Raw genomic sequence first — 14559 nt, 5'->3', positions numbered from 1 at the left:
CCCGGTTCCGCGCTCACTTCACGAACGCGGGTTCCACCTTGGGGGGCCAGTCGGCCGGGCTCAGCACGCCGAGGGAGTAGGCGCGCGAGATGAGCGCGGTCCGGTTGGGGGCCTTGAGCTTGCGCAGCAGCGTGCCCAGGTGGTACTCGACGCCCTGGCGGGTCAGGAAGAGCGTGGTGGCCAGTTGCGCGGTGCTCTCCCCGGCGGCCACGCCCTCCAGGATGCGGGCGTGCACGTCGCTGAGCGGGGCCGCCGCGTCCCCGTGCGGTTCCGCGGAGCGGCGCAGCAGCACCAGCAGCGCCGAGACGGCCCGGCCGCGTCCGGGGACGGCGATCGCGGTCATGGCGGCGGGCGCGGTGCTGCCGTCCGGGCGCACGGCCGCGACCCGCTCGGCGAAGCGGCCCCGCTCGCCGGTCGCCAGGCAGGCCAGGCCGCGCTCCAGCGCGGGGCGCAGCGCCGGGTGCAGGAGGTCGGTGAAGTCGCGTCCCCGGATCTGGCTCAGCGGGCGGTCCAGGAGGGCGAGCAGGTCGGTGTTGGCCTCCACGATCCGCCCGCGCGGGTCGAGCCGGGCGATGCCCAGGCCCGAGCGCTCGAACACCGAGCGGTAGAGGGAGCCGTCGACCGGTTCGTGAGAGCGCTCTCCCCGGTGGTCGTGACACTGGCGCATCAATACCCCTAACCATCGGAACGGCGGCGAGGCGACCTGCTTGCGGGTCCGCGAGCGATAGCGATCATAGGAACCGCGCTCGCGCGGGGGCAATGCGCGTCCGGTCGACGGTGAACGAGTGTGCGGCGTGCCGAACGGGCGGAACGCGGGCGTCCCCGGCGTCCGTTCGGGGCAGTCCGGGAGGCCGGGTCGTGATTCACCGCTCGTGATTCACCGCGGAATTCCGGATCGGGCGTCGGGGCCGATTCCGGGAAAAGGGGAGGAAAGGGGAACCGGGTGGCGCCCGCCGCGCGTCGGGCGGCGGGCGTCCGGCTCGCGGTCAGAACTGGTCGGCCGCGGTCAGCTCGTGCTCGAAGGCGTCCGCGCGCTCGACCAGCAGGCCCAGCGGCGTCGCGAACTCGGCCACCACGCCCTGCTCGCCCAGCACGACGGTGTGCTTGAGCAGCGCCACCCCGTCCACGACGCCCGCGCCGCCGACGGGCGCGGCGCCCGCCAGCTCCAGGAAGCGGGTCTGGTCGATCTTCTCGGCCCAGCCGACCGGGGAGGACAGCACCAGCCAGGTCGAACCGTCCTCCTGCGGCACGCGCTGCACCGAGACCTGCTGGGTGCGGGTGTCGGAGACCTCGACGCGGAAGCGCAGCCAGGTGTCGGACTCCTCCAGCACCTCGGACCGCGTTCGGACGTAGTTGATCACATCGGTCCAGGTGGTCACGCTCATCTGCCCTTCGCCATCAGGGGACAACAGGGGCAGCATCTCACGTCCACCAGGGGCGACGGGCGGGAACACCGCACACCGGCGGGTCGGGGCGCGCGGAGGGACCGCCGGGGTCGCCGTTCGCGGACGGTAGCGATCTCCCGCCTCGGGGGACGGCGGGAAATACCCGCCGGGTGAAGGTGCTCGCGGTGAATCTTCGCGGGGGTTTCCCGGAGCTACGCTCGACCGGCTTTTGCCGGAAACCGAGGGAAAGGGTCCACCATGAGGAAGTCCGCCGCCGCGCTGCTGTCCGCGCTCTGCCTGCTCGCGGGTTTCGCCGGAACCGCGTCCGCGACACCGGCGTCGGCCAGATCGTACTTCTACTCCGTGCCGTCGCTGCCGTGGGGAAAGGTCGTCGACCGGTGCATCGGCGGCGCCGAGTGCGGCGGGACCGAGAACCGGCTCTACTTCACCCTGGACCGGCCCGCCTACCTGTCGCAGCTGGAGGTGCGGGCCAACGACGACGTCGCCCAGCGCCACAACGCGGTGCTGCGCGTGTACGTGGACGGCGAGCCCGCCGGGCAGCAGGACGTGAAGCAGGCGGGCAGCACGCTGACCTACCCGCTGTACCGGTTCGGCGGCCAGGTGGTGCTGGAGTCGGTCTCCACCAACGGCGGGACCGACGAGACGCAGGTCGGCTGGGTCCGGCTGCGCTGAGCGGCTTCGGGGTCCAGCAGCCATCCCCGGCCCGCCGGGTAACCCCGTGACCTGCGCCGTCCCGCTCTCCCCGCCCCACCGGCCGCGCCCGCGGCCCTTGTGCTCCCCGTAGCCCGCTGCTTGCCTGGGCCCCTGATCGCCACAGCGAGCGGGAGGCCGGTGGACGTGCTGCTTGAGGAGACCGGGGACCGGTGGCCCGCGCTGCGCGCCGCGCTGTCCGACACCACCGACCGCTTCGCGCGCCTGATCGCCTCCGCGCCCCCGCCCACCAGGGCCGCCATCGGCGGCTGGAGCGCCGACGAGGCCGCCGCGCACACCGCGATCGTGTCCGGCATGAACGCCGAGCTGATGGCGGGCCGCGACGCGTTCGACGACCCCGACCTGGCGCGCGCCTGCCGGGAGATGACCCTCGCCGACCTCGCGGCGGTGAACGCGCGGGCGCTGCGGCGGTACCCGGCCCGCGACCCCGAGGCGCTGGGGGCGTACCTGCGCGAGCACGTCGACCTGCTGCTCGAGCGCAGCGCCGACCTCGACCCGGACGAGCCGCGGCCGTGGCTGGGCGGGGCCAGGCTGCCGGTGTCGACGCTCCTGGCCCACCAGCTCAACGAGCTGCTGCTGCACGGGTTCGACGTCGCGCGCGCCACCGGGGCGCGGTGGGACGTGCCCGAGGACGAGGCGGCGCTGGCGTTCGACCTGTTCCTGATGCGCCTGCTCGGCGCCGGGGCGGACACCCGGCACCTGCTGTCCCGGTCGGGGGGCGGGCGCGAGCTGCGCGTGGAGCTGCGGTCGGCGCGGACCACGCCGGTGATGGTGGTCAGCGGGGAGCGGAGGCTGGCGGTCGTGCGGCCGGACGGGAGCGCGGACACGGTGGTCCGGTTCACGCCGTCGGTGTTCATGCTGGCGCTGTTCCGGCGGATCGGGCTGGCGGGCGCGCTGGTGTCCGGGACGATCACCGCGTCGCGGCCGAGGCCGTGGGTGGCGCTGGCGTACTTCCGGCGGACCCGGACGCCCTGATCCCTGGTTTCACCCGTTCGGGGAGCGGGTGGGGGGAACCGCTCGGGGCCGCGTCGCGTCGTGGTCATGGGATGGTGGGCGACCACAGCGATCTGGGGGTGAGCGGTGCCCAGTGGGTACGAGGTGCTGACGGGTGAGATCGCGGCGCTGGCGGGCCGCGTCGACGGCCTCGCCGAGCGGCTCAACGGGGCGGTGGACGCGGCCCGCACCGTGACGATGGACGACTCGGCGTACGGGGTGATCTGCCAGCCGTTCGCGGCGCTGCTCCAGCCGTTCGAGGAGATGGGCGTGAACGCGCTGGCCAAGGCGGTCGAGGCGGTGGCGGAGAACGCCACGACGCTGCGCGAGACGTCGCGGGAGTACGACGACCGGGAGAGCGCGCAGTCCGCGGAGCTCGACGGCATGGCGCGGTGAGCGGCGGGGCCGCTGGCGGGCGCGTCGGTGAGCACCGGGTGCGGCGGCAGCGGGCCGGGGTCGGGTACTTCGGGCAGGTTCGGGTGCGGGTGGTGGACGGGGCCCTCGAGGGGGCGGTGGTGTGGGCGGTCGACCCCGAGGACCGGTCCTCGCTCCAGCCGGGGAGCGACCGGGAGTTCGTCGACGCGGCCGTTGCCGGGGCGTGGGACGGGCTCGGGGTGGTGGGGCGGCGCGGGGGCGTGGTGGAGGTCCTGCACGTCCAGGTGGACCTGACCGACATCGAGGTGTCCGCTGTGCGCGCGGCTGCGGCCATGGCGGTCGTGGAGGCGTTCGGGGCGGGGGACCGGGTGGAGTTGGCGTTCGACGGCGGGTGGGTCGTCGTTCCGGTGTCCTGAAGGGGCGGCTCAGGTCCGCGTCAGGGTCAGCTCGGCGTCCGGGGTGGTCAGCCTCAGGGTGTCGCCGTCCAGGCGCCAGGTCGGGGTCGCGGTGAGCAGCGCCGTGAGGAAGCGGTCCTGCTCGGTGCGTGGGGCGTCGCAGGCCATCTCCGTCGTGGCGGCCTCGGTCAGGGTCAGCTCGCCACCGCTCGTGTCGACCTGGCCGGACAGGGTGTTGCAGCCGCCTCGCACGACCAGGCGGCCGTCGTCGGTGAAGGTGGCCCGCACCTCGGTGCCGGGTGCGAACGGTCTGGGTTCGCCCTGGGCGGTCGCCGCGGTCGCGGTGAACGCGCCCAGCGGGGGCGGGGGCTCGCTCGCGGGGGCGTGACCGCACGCGGTGAGCAGGAACGCCAACAGCAGCAAGCGCGTCATGGCGGCAGGACGGGGCGTCGGACCTCCCCGGTTGCACGGGGGCCGGACCCCGCGGGCCCGGCCCCCGATCCGCTCACGGTCGTGAGATCCAGTAGTCGACGAACGACATCACGTCGGGGCGCAGCCGGGTGCCGCTGTTGGCCGGGGTGCCGCCCGCGACGCCGTTGGTGTGGATGGCGGTCACGCACCAGCCCGCGCACAGGCCCGGCGTGGTCGAGTTGTAGTGGTAGACCGGCGAGCCGCTCTGGCCGCGCGCCGTGTCGATCCAGTACCAGAGCTTGTTCGCGGTCTGCGAGTACGCGCTGTCGCCGTCCCACCACATCGTGCCGAACGGCTTGTCGCCGGGGTAGCCCTCCGCGTAGAGGTGCTGCCCGACGAGGTTCTCGCCGGTGCTGTACCACCAGCCGAACCAGCCGGTGCGGTAGCCGAGGTCGCAGGTCAGCTTGACCAGGCCGTAGTCGTGGTCGCTCGGGTAGCCGTTGATCCACGCGCTGGTGGTCCACACGTCGGCGATGCCGCCGCCGCAGCTGCCGAACGGCGCGGAACCGCCGGTGCGGCCGGGGGTGACCCGGTAGGAGGTGACCCAGCTGCCGCCGGAGTGCACGCAGTGGCCCGCCGTCACCAGGACGTCGCGGCTGAGCATGAACCCGGTGCAGCCGCCCCGGTTCGTCTCCAGGTGCGCGATGGCGCCCCAGGGGAAGGCGGACGGGGCGGACTCCGGGACGCGGCCGTCGGCGCCGATGACCGAGGCGGCGCCGAGGTCGGGGGAGGGCTTGCGGTCGGGGGTGGTCGTGGTGCCCGAGCTGCCCGCGGCGGCGGACCTCAGCGCGGAGGTGGCGGCGGCGGGCAGGGTGATGGTCCTGCCCTCGCCGTTCACCATGGTCAGCGCGTCGGGCGTGGCGGTCGCGGTCGTGGTGGCGAGCGCGGACGCCGCCAGCGCGAGCGCCAGCGCTCCGGCCAGTCTCCGGCGCGGTGTTCGGATCGACATGGGTCCTCCCCGTGGTCGTGCGGCCTGCCGCCGCTCGCACCGGTAGGGGGCGGCCGGACGGCTGCCGATACCGGGCGGGCGCGGGCGGGGGCGGATGCCGGCCGGAAGGGCGGGGTTCGCTGCCCGGAGGGGCGGTGGGGAGCCGCTGGACAGCGGTGATCCGCTTCCGCGCCGGACGAGCTGGCGGTACGGTGGCCGCATCGCCCGCACTGGGCCTGGTGTGCCGGGAAGCCTGGTCGGCGTCGTGACCCGCCGACGCCTGGAGCCGACCGTGCCGCACCCCGCCTCCCCGATCCGCGTCGACCTGCCCACGGCGCTCGCGCGGCTGCCTGGCGGGGTCGTCGAGCACCGCTTCGACCGGCGCGGCGACGAGGTGGTCGTGGTCCTCCACGGCGGGCACCTGCGCGCCGGGCTCGCCCTGGGGGAGGACGCGCTGGCCGACGGGCGCTGCTCGGTGCTGGTCCCCTCGCGGCCCGGTTACGGGCGCACCCCGCTGTCGACGGGCGGCACGCCGGACGGGTTCGCGGACGTCGTCCGGGAGCTGTGCGAGCACCTGGGGATCACCCGGCTGGCCGCCGTCGTGGGCGTCTCCGCCGGGGGGCCCACCGCGCTCGCGCTCGCCGCACGCCACCCCGACCTGGTGGCGCGCGTGGTGCTGTGGAGCGCGGTCGGCCCGCTGCCCTGGCCGGACCGGCGCACCCGCCTCGCCGCCCGCGCCGCCTTCTCGCCCGCCACCGAGCGCCCGGTCTGGGCGGCGCTGCGCCTGCTCCTGCGGATCCGGCCCGGTGCGGCGCTCCGGGTCCTGCTGGGCGACCTGTCCACCTCGCGGGCGCGCCTGGTCCTGGCCGCGCTGACCGCCGAGCAGCGCGCGGACCTGGTGGCGCTGCTGTCGCGGATGCGGTCGGGCTCCGGGTTCCGCAACGACCTGGCCGCGTTCCCCGACCGCGTTCCGCCGGTGGCGCAGCCCGCGCTCGTCGTCGCCACCCGCCGGGACGGCGCCGTCCCGTTCGCCCACGCCCAGGCGCTCACCGCCGCCCTGCCGCGAGCCGTGCTCGTGGAGAGCCTGGCCGACAGCCACTTCGTCTGGCTCGGGCCGGACTGGGGCGAGGTGGGCGCGGTCGTCCGGGAGTTCGTCCTCGGGTGAGGTCGGCGGCCGTCAGCGCGCGCCCGCCGGCCGTTCGGCCACGGCGTGCGCCAGGCGGTGGTGGTCCGCGGGGTTCAGGGGCGACCACTGCTGCCCGGTGTCGTCCGGGCGGCGGGTGAACTGCCGGCAGCACTCCGGGGTGTCGTGCTGCCCGCCGACCAGGTGGGTGAACCCGGCTGGCACGCCCCCGCGGCGTTGCAAGGCGTTCTCCTCGAAGATCGGCGCGGTTGCGGTGGACACGTCGTCCCCCGCTGGCGCGACCCCTGGGAGATCGTGGTCCTCCTGCATCGTCATGCCCGTGACCTGGGGCGCGTCCCCTCCTGCGTCCGGTGAGGCGAATAGCACGGGTTTCCTTTACCGCTTTCGCTGGCGCAGTGAGAATGTCGCGCGGGCTGGTTCTCGTCATGTGGAAGTGCGGGACACGAGGGGGTGGTTGTATTCCACTGTGATTCGCATGATTCCGAATTTCGAAGTGTTTTGATCAATGGGGAGCGCGCTTTCCGCAAAGATGGGGGTCCACCGCGCCGCGACCCGGCCGCGAGGTCGGGCTGTTCGCCGTGCCGGGGAGCGGGAACGAACCGGGGGAACGCGGGATGGGCAGCACGGGAGCGCGCTTGGTGGGGATCATCGCGATCACAGCGGTGTGCGCGGTCGCCGGGACGTCGACGGGGCGGTCGGCGAGGGGGGCGGCGTCCGGCAGGACGACGAGCCGGGGCTGGTCGACCGGATGGCCTGCGTTGCCTCGCGGTACCTGGGCGAGTCGTGGCGGCAGGGAGCGGACGGGACGTACGTGGTCCACAACCTGCAGGCGGTGCCGTCGGGCACCGCGTGGGCGCGACCCGAGGCGCGCTGGCCTTCACCGCCGACCGCGACACCACCGACCTGCGGGTCGGCGACACCGTCGTCCTGACCGCGACCGCCGCCTGCACCGGCAACGCGGACGACACCTGCGGGGTCGGGCGGGACGGGTGGCTGCGGGAGGTCCGCGGCGACCACCCCCATGATCTTCCTGCGCCGCTCGTGGGGGCGCCTGGCCCCGGTGACGAGCGCGTTCACGATCACGGCGCGGGTCACCGCCCCCATCACGTCGGGGCAGGTCACCGGCGAGCTGAACAACTCGTCCTACCTGGTCGACGGGGAGTCCGCCAGGGCGAGCCCGCCGGTGCCGGCGACGTCCTGGCCGCGTCACGGGCTGGTGCAGGACAGGGCTGGGGTGGTCGCCGAGCCGGTGCCGAGGTAGCCGAACGTGGTGGTGGCGCCCGCGCCCAGCGAGCCGTTCCACTCGCCGCCGCGCTGCCCGCGTCGGGGGGAGGCCCCGCTCGCGGCCGGTCGCCAGGCGGGTCTTTCGGTTGTGCTTCGCCGGGGGAGCCGTGCGCCTCGCGGGCGACCCCCGCGGCGCCCGAGGGGCGTCGCGCCGACCGTCCTCTGTGGACGGCGGGACGCTGCCGGAACCGCCGGGCGGCCGGTTCCGAATTGGTCCGAACCACAGCCTTGACGAAGCCCGGCCGAGGCGTCACCGTGTCGTATGAGAGCGCTCTCCCTTGACCCTGCAACGAGATGAGAGCACATGGGCAACGTGAGGAAGTTCGGCGCGTCGTTAGCGGGGGCCGCCCTCGTGCTGAGCGCGGTCGTGGCGGGCGGGGGCACCTCCGTCGCGGGACCCGACCTGCGGGCGCAGGCGAACGACGCGTACGCCGCCGCCATGGGCCGCGACCTCGGGATCACCGAGGACCAGGCGCGCACGCGGGTCCGGCAGGAGGCCACCGCCATGGAGGTCGACCCGAGGGCGCGGGCCGCCGCGGGCGCGGCGTTCGGCGGCTCCTGGTTCGACGCCGAGCGCGGCAAGCTCGTCGTCGGCCTCGCCGGTGACGACAAGGCCGCCGCCGACGCCGTGCGCGCCACCGGCGCCGATGTCGTCCGGGTGGACCGCACCCTCGCCGCGCTCGACGCGGCCAAGGCCGAGCTCGACCGGGTCACGGCGCCCGAGGGCGTCGCGGCCTGGCGGGTCGACCCCAAGCGGGGCGCGCTGGTCGTGACCGTGCACGACGCCAAGGGCTCCGCCGACTTCGTCGACGCCGCGCGGGAACTCGGCCCCGTGGTCGTCGAGGAGGTCTCCGCGCGGCCCGCCACGTTCGCGGCGGGCACCGTCGGCGGCGACCCGTACTACATCAACGGCAACACCCGCTGCTCCATCGGCTTCTCCGTGCACGGCGGCTTCGTCAGCGCGGGCCACTGCGGTGGCGCGGGCAGCTCCGTGGTCGGCTGGGACGGGTCGGCCATGGGCAGCTTCGCCGGGTCCTCCTTCCCCGGCAACGACTACGCCTTCATCCGCACCGGCAACGGCTGGTGGAACGCCCCCGTCGTGCTCGGCTGGGGCTCGATCCCGGACCGGCTCGTCCGGGGCTCCAACGAGGCCCCGGTCGGCAGCTCGATCTGCCGCTCCGGCTCCACCACGCACTGGCACTGCGGCACGCTGCTGGCCAAGAACGAGACGGTCAACTACCAGCAGGGCGCCGTGCACCAGATGACCAAGACCAGCGTGTGCGCCCAGCCCGGCGACTCCGGCGGCTCGTTCATCACCGGCGACCAGGCCCAGGGCGTCACCTCCGGCGGCTGGGGCAACTGCTCCTCCGGCGGCGAGACCTGGTACCAGCCGGTCCGCGAGATCCTGAGCGTCTACGGGCTGTCCCTGGTCACCCCGTGACCCGACCCCGCCCCGGCGCGGCCCGCGCCGGGGCGGGACCCGCGTTCGCATACGCCCACGACAACCCGCGCCGCCTAGGCTGCCGGGCGTGCGCGTGCTGATCCTGGAGGACGAGCCCCACCTGGCCCAGGCCGTCCGGGACGGGCTGCGGCTGGCCGCCATCGCCGCCGACGTCGCCGGTGACGGCGACACCGCCCTGGAGCTGCTCGACGTCAACGCCTACGACCTGCTGGTGCTCGACCGCGACGTCCCCGGACCGTCCGGCGACGAGGTCGCCAGGCGCGTCGTCGCCTCCGGCCGGGGCACCCCGATCCTGATGCTCACCGCCGCCGACCGCATCGACGACAAGGCGTCCGGGTTCGAGCTGGGCGCCGACGACTACCTGACCAAGCCGTTCGAGCTGCGCGAGCTGGTGCTGCGGCTGCGCGCGCTCGACCGCAGGCGCGCCCACGCCCGGCCGCCGGTGCACGAGATCGCCGGGTTGCGGCTGGACCCGTTCCGCCGCGAGGTCTTCCGCGACGGGCGGCCGGTCCCCCTCACCCGCAAGCAGTTCGCCGTGCTGGAGGTCCTGGTGGCCGCGCGCGGCGGGGTGATCAGCGCCGAGGAGCTGCTGGAGCGGGCCTGGGACGAGCACGCCGACCCGTTCACCAACGCCGTGCGGATCACCGTCTCGGCGCTGCGCAAGCGGCTCGGGCCGCCGTGGGTGATCACCACGGTGCCGGGGGTGGGCTACCGGATCGACACGGGCCGTGGCTAGGCCGCCGGGGCTGAGCGTCCGGCTCCGGCTCACCCTCAGCTACGCCGCGCTGCTGCTGGTCACCGGAGCCGTGCTGCTCGCGGTGGTGTGGCTGTACCTGCTGCGGTACGTGCCCGACAACGACCAGGGGCTGCTGGGCGTCTCGCCGAACCGGTACCTGCTGGTGGGGATGTTCGGGCCCGCGGCTGCCGCGGCGCTGGCGGTGCTGCTGGTGTCCGGGCTGGTCGGCGGCTGGTTCCTGGCAGGCCGGGTGCTCGCCCCGCTCACCCGCCTCTCGGACGCCGCGCGCGCCGTGGCGGGCGGCTCGCTCTCGCACCGGGTCCGGCTGCCGGGGCGCGCGGACGAGTTCCGCGAGCTGGCCGACCTGTTCGACGCCATGCTGGAGAAGCTGGAGGCGCACGTCGCCGAGCAGCGCAGGTTCGCCGCCAACGCCTCCCACGAGCTGCGCACCCCGCTGGCGATCACCCAGGCGCTGCTCGACGTGGCCCGCGACGACCCGGCGTGGGACCGGGGCGAGGCGCTCGCGCGGCTGCGGACCGCGAACCGGCGGGCGATCGACCTGACCGAGGCGCTGCTGCTGCTCGCCAGGGGCGAGGGCGGGGACCTCGTGCGCGAGCCCGTCGACCTGTCGCTGCTCGCCGAGGAGGCCGCCGAGGCGCTGCTGCCGCTGGCCGAGCGGCGCGGGACGGCGCTCGACGTCACCGGTGGCGCTGCGGTGGTCCGCGGGTCGGCGGAGCTGCTGCTGCGGGTGGTGCTGAACCTGGTGCAGAACGCCGTCGCGCACAACCTCCCCGCGAACTCGGGCGGCCGGGTGCTGGTGCGCACGGGGGAGCGGGACGGGGCGGGCGTGCTGGAGGTCGAGAACACCGGGCCGCCGCTGCCGCCGGAGCTGGTGCCGACGCTGACCGAGCCGTTCCAGCGGGGAGCGCGCCGCACGCGCGCCGACGGGCACGCGGGGGTCGGGCTCGGGCTGGCCATCGTGCGCGGCGTCGTCCACGCGCACGGCGGGACCCTGCGCCTGGTCGCCCGGCCGGAGGGCGGCCTGCGCGTCACGGTCGCGCTGCCGCTCGCCGAGGGGAGCGCGCCCACCAGCGGCGGGACGCCAGCGCGGCCAGCGCCGCGCCGGTCGCGTTGAGCAGCACGTCGTCCACCGACGACACCCGGTCCAGCCGGAACGCGCACTGCGCGGTCTCCACCAGCAGCGAGCAGACCGCGCCCAGCGCCAGCACGCGCGGCGCGGACGCCAGCGCCGGGAAGCGCACCGGGGCGAAGAACCCCAGCGCCGCGAACACCAGCAGGTTGCCCAGGACCCCCAGCGGCCCCATCTCCAGCAGGTCCGCCAGCGGGACCAGGCTCAGCCTGCCGGGGACCTCGCCCGCGCGCTCACCCGGCATCAGCGTGATCCACAACCACGGGACCGTCCCGTACACCAGGCCGACCTCGGCCACCGAGGCGCGCCACGACCCCGCGCCCCGGAGCCGGGCCAGCCCCCACGCGGCCAGCACGGCGACCGGCGCCCCGACCAGCGCCACGAGCACCACGCCGTTCTCGGTGTCCAGGCACCCGTGCCACCGGCCCGCCGCGCACGCCGGAGCGGACATCATCAGCGGGCGGCGCAGGGCGAGCAGGACGGCGGCGAGGACCAGCACGGCCGCGGTGGTGAGCACGATCCCGCGCGTGCGCGGCGTTCCAGGCATGGGCGCAGTCAAGCCCGCCGGGCCTATCGGGGGCGTATTCGAAACCCCCGCGGTCAGCGGGCCGGCCAGCAGTGCGGGCAGCCGGTCCCGCAGCGCGTGCCCGGCCGCGCCCGCGTGCACGCCTCCTGCTCGCGGGTCTCCTCGGCCTGCCTGGCCCGCTCGGTCACCTCGGCGGCGTACGCGTGCCGCGTCCGCACCGAGTCCCCGATGCCCGCGCCGCCGAAGACGCACGCGAACAGGCTGAACTGCTCCGGCGACCACCGGTGCGACAGACCCGCGCGCCGCAGGTCGCCTCGGTGGTGGCGGCTCGGCTTCCGGCATGAGGCACGGAGCCCGCGTGGTCGCGGCCGCCGCGCTGATCGTGATCAGCGTGTTCGCCGGGTTCGTGCTCGCGGACGACGCGATCGTGAAGTCGCTCGGGTTCGCGCTGGCGTTCGGGGTGGCGGTGGACGAGTTCGTGGTGCGGATGACGATCGTGCCCGCCGTGCTGTCCCTGCTCGGCCGCTCCGCCCGGCTGGCCAAGGCCCGGCTCAGGCGATCCGCAGCTGCCCCAGCTCCTGCGTGCACCGGGTCAGCGCCACGTACAGCCCGTTCCAGCCGCGCGGTTCGGCGCTGATGCCCTCCGGGTCGACCACCAGGGTCGCGTCCCACTCCAGGCCCTTGGCCTCGGTCGCGGTGAGGACCGGGACGTCGTTGTCCAGCAAGGCTTTCAGGGGTGCGACGTGCGCGCGGGCGGTGACCACGCCGACGGTGCCGCCCCGCCAGCGCCCCGCCAGCTCCGCCACGGCCTCCCGCGCCGCGCCCGGCAGGTCCGCCGCCGTGGTGGAGCGCTCCCACGGGGTGACGCCGGAGGAGCGGACCGCGCGCGGCGGGGAGTTGCGGCTGCCCGCCCTCTCCAGCACCGGGGCGGTCAGGGACATGACCTCGCTCGGGGTGCGGTAGCAGATGGTCAGCTCCGCGGCGGTCCAGCTGTCGCCGAGGGTGGCGCGGACGGCCTGCGCCCAGCTGGTGTGCCGGTGCGAGGCCTCGGCCTGGTCGATGTCGCCGACCGCCGTGATCGACCTGGCCGGGCAGCGGCGCAGGACCATGTGCCACTGCATCTCCGACAACTCCTGCGCCTCGTCCACCACGACGTGCCCGTACGTCCAGCCGCGCTGTGCCCGCGCCCGGTCCGCGACGGACTCGGCCTGACCGCGCGGGGGTTCCACGTCGCCGAGCAGGTCGGCCACCGCGTCGAGCAGCGGGATGTCGCCGGGCGCCAGGGCTTCCGGCTCGGCGACCACCAGCGCCACCTCCTCCGGGGTGAGGAAACCGCCCAGCAGCACCGGATCGGCCAGGAACCCGCGCAGCACCGCGCCCGCGTCCAGGGTCGGCCACCAGTGCTCGACGAACCTCGCGATGGTCGGGTGCCCGGCGATGGCCGCGCGCAACTCGTCCACCTCCTCCTCGGACAGCCTGCCGTCCACGTCGCTGCCCGCGGCCGGTCCGTCGTGGACGGCCCCGTCCAGGCTGCGGTCGACGCGGGCCAGGACGTCCTCGAAGCCCTCCTCCACCTCGGCGAGCGCGGCCTCGCGGTGCTCGGCGACCTGCTCGGCCAGCACCTGGTGCAGCTGCTCGGCGAACGCGGTCCTGGCCGGGTGGTGCGGCCGGGCCCGCACCGAGGCGAGCAGCTGCGCGACCACCGCCCGGTCCACCACGTGCCGCTCGCCCTCCCAGCGCAGCTCCAGGTCGCGCGGCCGGGGCCGCAGCGCCGCCACGTGCTCCTCCAGGGCCGGCTGCCACGCCGCGCGCCCCTTGATCTCGGACACCACCCGGTCCTCGGCGCGGGTCACCTCGGCGCCGGGCACCAGGGTGTCGCAGGTCGCCGACACCACGGCGGTCTCGCCGAGCGCGGGCAGCACCTGCGCGATGTAGTCCAGGAAGCGCGGCGACGGGCCGAGCACCAGCACCGCCCGGTCGGCCACCCGCTGGTGCGTGAACAGCAGGTACGCCACCCGGTGCAGGGCCACCACGGTCTTGCCGGTGCCGGGGCCGCCCTGCACGATCAGCGGCCCGGACGCCTCGGCGCGCACCACCTCGTCCTGCTCGCGCTGCAACGTCGACACCGCCGTCGACATCCGCCCGGTGCGCCGCTCGCCCAGCGCCGCGAGCAGCGCGCCCTCGCCGACCAGGTCGGAGGCGGAGGACCCGTCGAGCGGCTCGTCCTCCACGCCGACCACCACCGCGCCGTCGGTGCGGATGTGGCGGCGCCGCGCCTGGCCCTGCGGGTCCACCGGCGTCGCGGTGTAGAACGGCCGGGCGGCGGGGGCGCGCCAGTCCAGCACCAGCGGTTCGGCGCGCACGTCCTCCTCCCGCACCCCGACCCGCCCCACGCGCCACACCGAGCCGTCGAGCCCGTCGAGCCTGCCGAAGACGAGCCGGTCGGACGCGAGCAGCAGCTCGTCGTGCTGCCTGCGCAGCACCCGGTGCAGCGCCCGGTCCCCGTCCAGCTCGGCGTCCGCCATCCCGTCCGCCAGCCGCGCGAGCACCCGGTCGCGCAGCGCGGTGGCGGTGTCCAGGAACGCCTGCTCCTCGGCGATCGCGGAGCGGCGGCTGTCGGGGGTCGGGCTCATGCTGGTGACCTCGCATCGCTGTGCCTCCCGGACCGGGCCGTCCGGTTCTCGGCGAAGCGGAATGCTAGGGGGTCACGGGCGGGAGAACGGGCATCGACCCGCAGGGGGGAGAGGGTTGTCTCACCGGCTTGAAAACGCCGGGAAACCCTGTTCTACCAGGGGTTTTGCCGTTGTCGAGAACAGATCCCCGGCGAATTGGCAAACGCGACGCGCGCGGGACCGGAGATCTCGAACGGACGACCGGGGATCGGCGATCTCGGCCGGGGAGCGGTGACCGCGACCGGTCGGCCGGGGAGCGGGGACGACGCCGGGTTCCGCCCTGGTGCGGGCAGGACCCGGAGCGGG

General features: G+C 75.3%; 18 protein-coding genes and 1 pseudogene. 11 read left to right on the top strand and 8 right to left on the bottom strand.

Annotated features, from left to right (window positions below; all coding sequences use genetic code 11):
* Positions 1-13: 13 nt before the first annotated feature.
* Positions 14-667, bottom strand: coding sequence for a LuxR C-terminal-related transcriptional regulator (locus tag CNX65_RS22525; RefSeq protein WP_096495551.1), 654 nt, complete (start codon positions 665-667; stop codon positions 14-16).
* A 319-nt stretch (positions 668-986) separates the two neighbouring features.
* The gene (locus CNX65_RS22520) at positions 987-1379 is read right to left on the bottom strand and encodes a hypothetical protein (RefSeq protein ID WP_177154362.1); all 393 of its coding nucleotides are present in this window, start codon (positions 1377-1379) and stop codon (positions 987-989) included.
* A gap of 264 nt (positions 1380-1643) precedes the next feature.
* Between CNX65_RS22520 and CNX65_RS22515 the strand changes: the two genes are divergently transcribed.
* The 4 genes from CNX65_RS22515 to CNX65_RS22500 all read left to right on the top strand — a co-directional run bounded on the left by CNX65_RS22515 (position 1644) and on the right by CNX65_RS22500 (position 3901).
* A complete protein-coding gene (locus tag CNX65_RS22515; RefSeq protein WP_096495549.1) occupies positions 1644-2078 on the top strand; it encodes a hypothetical protein in 435 nt (144 codons plus the stop codon).
* 159 nt (positions 2079-2237) lie between these two features.
* Positions 2238-3092 (top strand): maleylpyruvate isomerase family mycothiol-dependent enzyme, encoded by an 855-nt coding sequence (locus CNX65_RS22510; RefSeq protein ID WP_157767789.1) that lies wholly within the window; start codon positions 2238-2240, stop codon positions 3090-3092.
* Between the two features lie 105 nt (positions 3093-3197).
* On the top strand, positions 3198-3506 hold the full coding sequence (locus CNX65_RS22505; protein ID WP_096495547.1) for a type VII secretion target: 309 nt from the start codon (positions 3198-3200) through the stop codon (positions 3504-3506).
* On the top strand, positions 3503-3901 hold the full coding sequence (locus tag CNX65_RS22500) for a hypothetical protein (protein ID WP_096495546.1): 399 nt from the start codon (positions 3503-3505) through the stop codon (positions 3899-3901). The genes CNX65_RS22505 and CNX65_RS22500 overlap by 4 nt, the downstream gene beginning before the upstream one ends.
* Before the next feature lie 9 nt (positions 3902-3910).
* Here CNX65_RS22500 and CNX65_RS22495 read toward each other — a convergent pair whose 3' ends face one another.
* Entirely contained in the window at positions 3911-4312 is a 402-nt protein-coding gene (locus CNX65_RS22495; protein WP_096495545.1) for an META domain-containing protein, read from the bottom strand.
* A 73-nt stretch (positions 4313-4385) separates the two neighbouring features.
* Entirely contained in the window at positions 4386-5300 is a 915-nt protein-coding gene (locus tag CNX65_RS22490; protein WP_157767788.1) for a trypsin-like serine peptidase, read from the bottom strand.
* A gap of 244 nt (positions 5301-5544) precedes the next feature.
* On the opposite strand from CNX65_RS22490, the gene CNX65_RS22485 reads away from it, so the two are divergent.
* Entirely contained in the window at positions 5545-6444 is a 900-nt protein-coding gene (locus CNX65_RS22485) for an alpha/beta fold hydrolase (RefSeq protein ID WP_232519957.1), read from the top strand.
* A 12-nt stretch (positions 6445-6456) separates the two neighbouring features.
* Here the strand turns inward: CNX65_RS22485 and CNX65_RS36335 are convergent, their stop codons facing one another.
* On the bottom strand, positions 6457-6738 hold the full coding sequence (locus tag CNX65_RS36335; RefSeq protein ID WP_177154310.1) for a hypothetical protein: 282 nt from the start codon (positions 6736-6738) through the stop codon (positions 6457-6459).
* Between the two features lie 349 nt (positions 6739-7087).
* Between CNX65_RS36335 and CNX65_RS22475 the strand changes: the two genes are divergently transcribed.
* The 5 genes from CNX65_RS22475 to CNX65_RS22450 all read left to right on the top strand — a co-directional run bounded on the left by CNX65_RS22475 (position 7088) and on the right by CNX65_RS22450 (position 11040).
* A complete protein-coding gene (locus tag CNX65_RS22475; protein ID WP_096495543.1) occupies positions 7088-7354 on the top strand; it encodes a hypothetical protein in 267 nt (88 codons plus the stop codon).
* A 90-nt stretch (positions 7355-7444) separates the two neighbouring features.
* Positions 7445-7684, top strand: a complete 240-nt coding sequence (locus CNX65_RS22470) for a hypothetical protein (protein WP_096495542.1) — start codon at positions 7445-7447, stop codon at positions 7682-7684.
* Between the two features lie 327 nt (positions 7685-8011).
* Positions 8012-9148 carry a S1 family peptidase gene (locus CNX65_RS22460; protein ID WP_096495540.1) on the top strand — a complete coding sequence of 379 codons (1137 nt, stop codon included), beginning with the start codon at positions 8012-8014 and terminating at the stop codon, positions 9146-9148.
* 88 nt (positions 9149-9236) lie between these two features.
* Positions 9237-9905, top strand: coding sequence for a response regulator transcription factor (locus CNX65_RS22455; protein ID WP_096495539.1), 669 nt, complete (start codon positions 9237-9239; stop codon positions 9903-9905).
* Positions 9898-11040 (top strand): sensor histidine kinase, encoded by a 1143-nt coding sequence (locus tag CNX65_RS22450; RefSeq protein ID WP_096495538.1) that lies wholly within the window; start codon positions 9898-9900, stop codon positions 11038-11040. The genes CNX65_RS22455 and CNX65_RS22450 overlap by 8 nt, the downstream gene beginning before the upstream one ends.
* Here CNX65_RS22450 and CNX65_RS22445 read toward each other — a convergent pair.
* Complete coding sequence (locus tag CNX65_RS22445) at positions 10955-11602, bottom strand: VanZ family protein (protein ID WP_096495537.1); 648 nt, start codon at positions 11600-11602, stop codon at positions 10955-10957. The two genes, CNX65_RS22450 and CNX65_RS22445, sit on opposite strands and share 86 nt — an antisense overlap.
* 53 nt (positions 11603-11655) lie before the next feature.
* Positions 11656-11799 carry a hypothetical protein gene (locus tag CNX65_RS35580; RefSeq protein ID WP_157767786.1) on the bottom strand — a complete coding sequence of 48 codons (144 nt, stop codon included), beginning with the start codon at positions 11797-11799 and terminating at the stop codon, positions 11656-11658.
* Positions 11800-11915: 116 nt separating this feature from the next.
* Here CNX65_RS35580 and CNX65_RS22440 point away from each other — a divergent pair.
* Positions 11916-12218: pseudogene (locus CNX65_RS22440) on the top strand (MMPL family transporter); the annotation flags it as partial.
* Here CNX65_RS22440 and CNX65_RS22435 read toward each other — a convergent pair.
* Positions 12133-14214: a HelD family protein gene (locus CNX65_RS22435; protein WP_096495536.1), complete on the bottom strand. Its 2082-nt coding sequence runs from the start codon at positions 14212-14214 to the stop codon at positions 12133-12135. The pseudogene CNX65_RS22440 and the gene CNX65_RS22435 overlap by 86 nt on opposite strands.
* Positions 14215-14559 lie beyond the last annotated feature (345 nt).

It is taken from the genome of Actinosynnema pretiosum (assembly GCF_002354875.1).
GTDB lineage: Bacteria > Actinomycetota > Actinomycetes > Mycobacteriales > Pseudonocardiaceae > Actinosynnema > Actinosynnema auranticum.
This window is presented reverse-complemented; position numbering and strand designations above follow the sequence as displayed.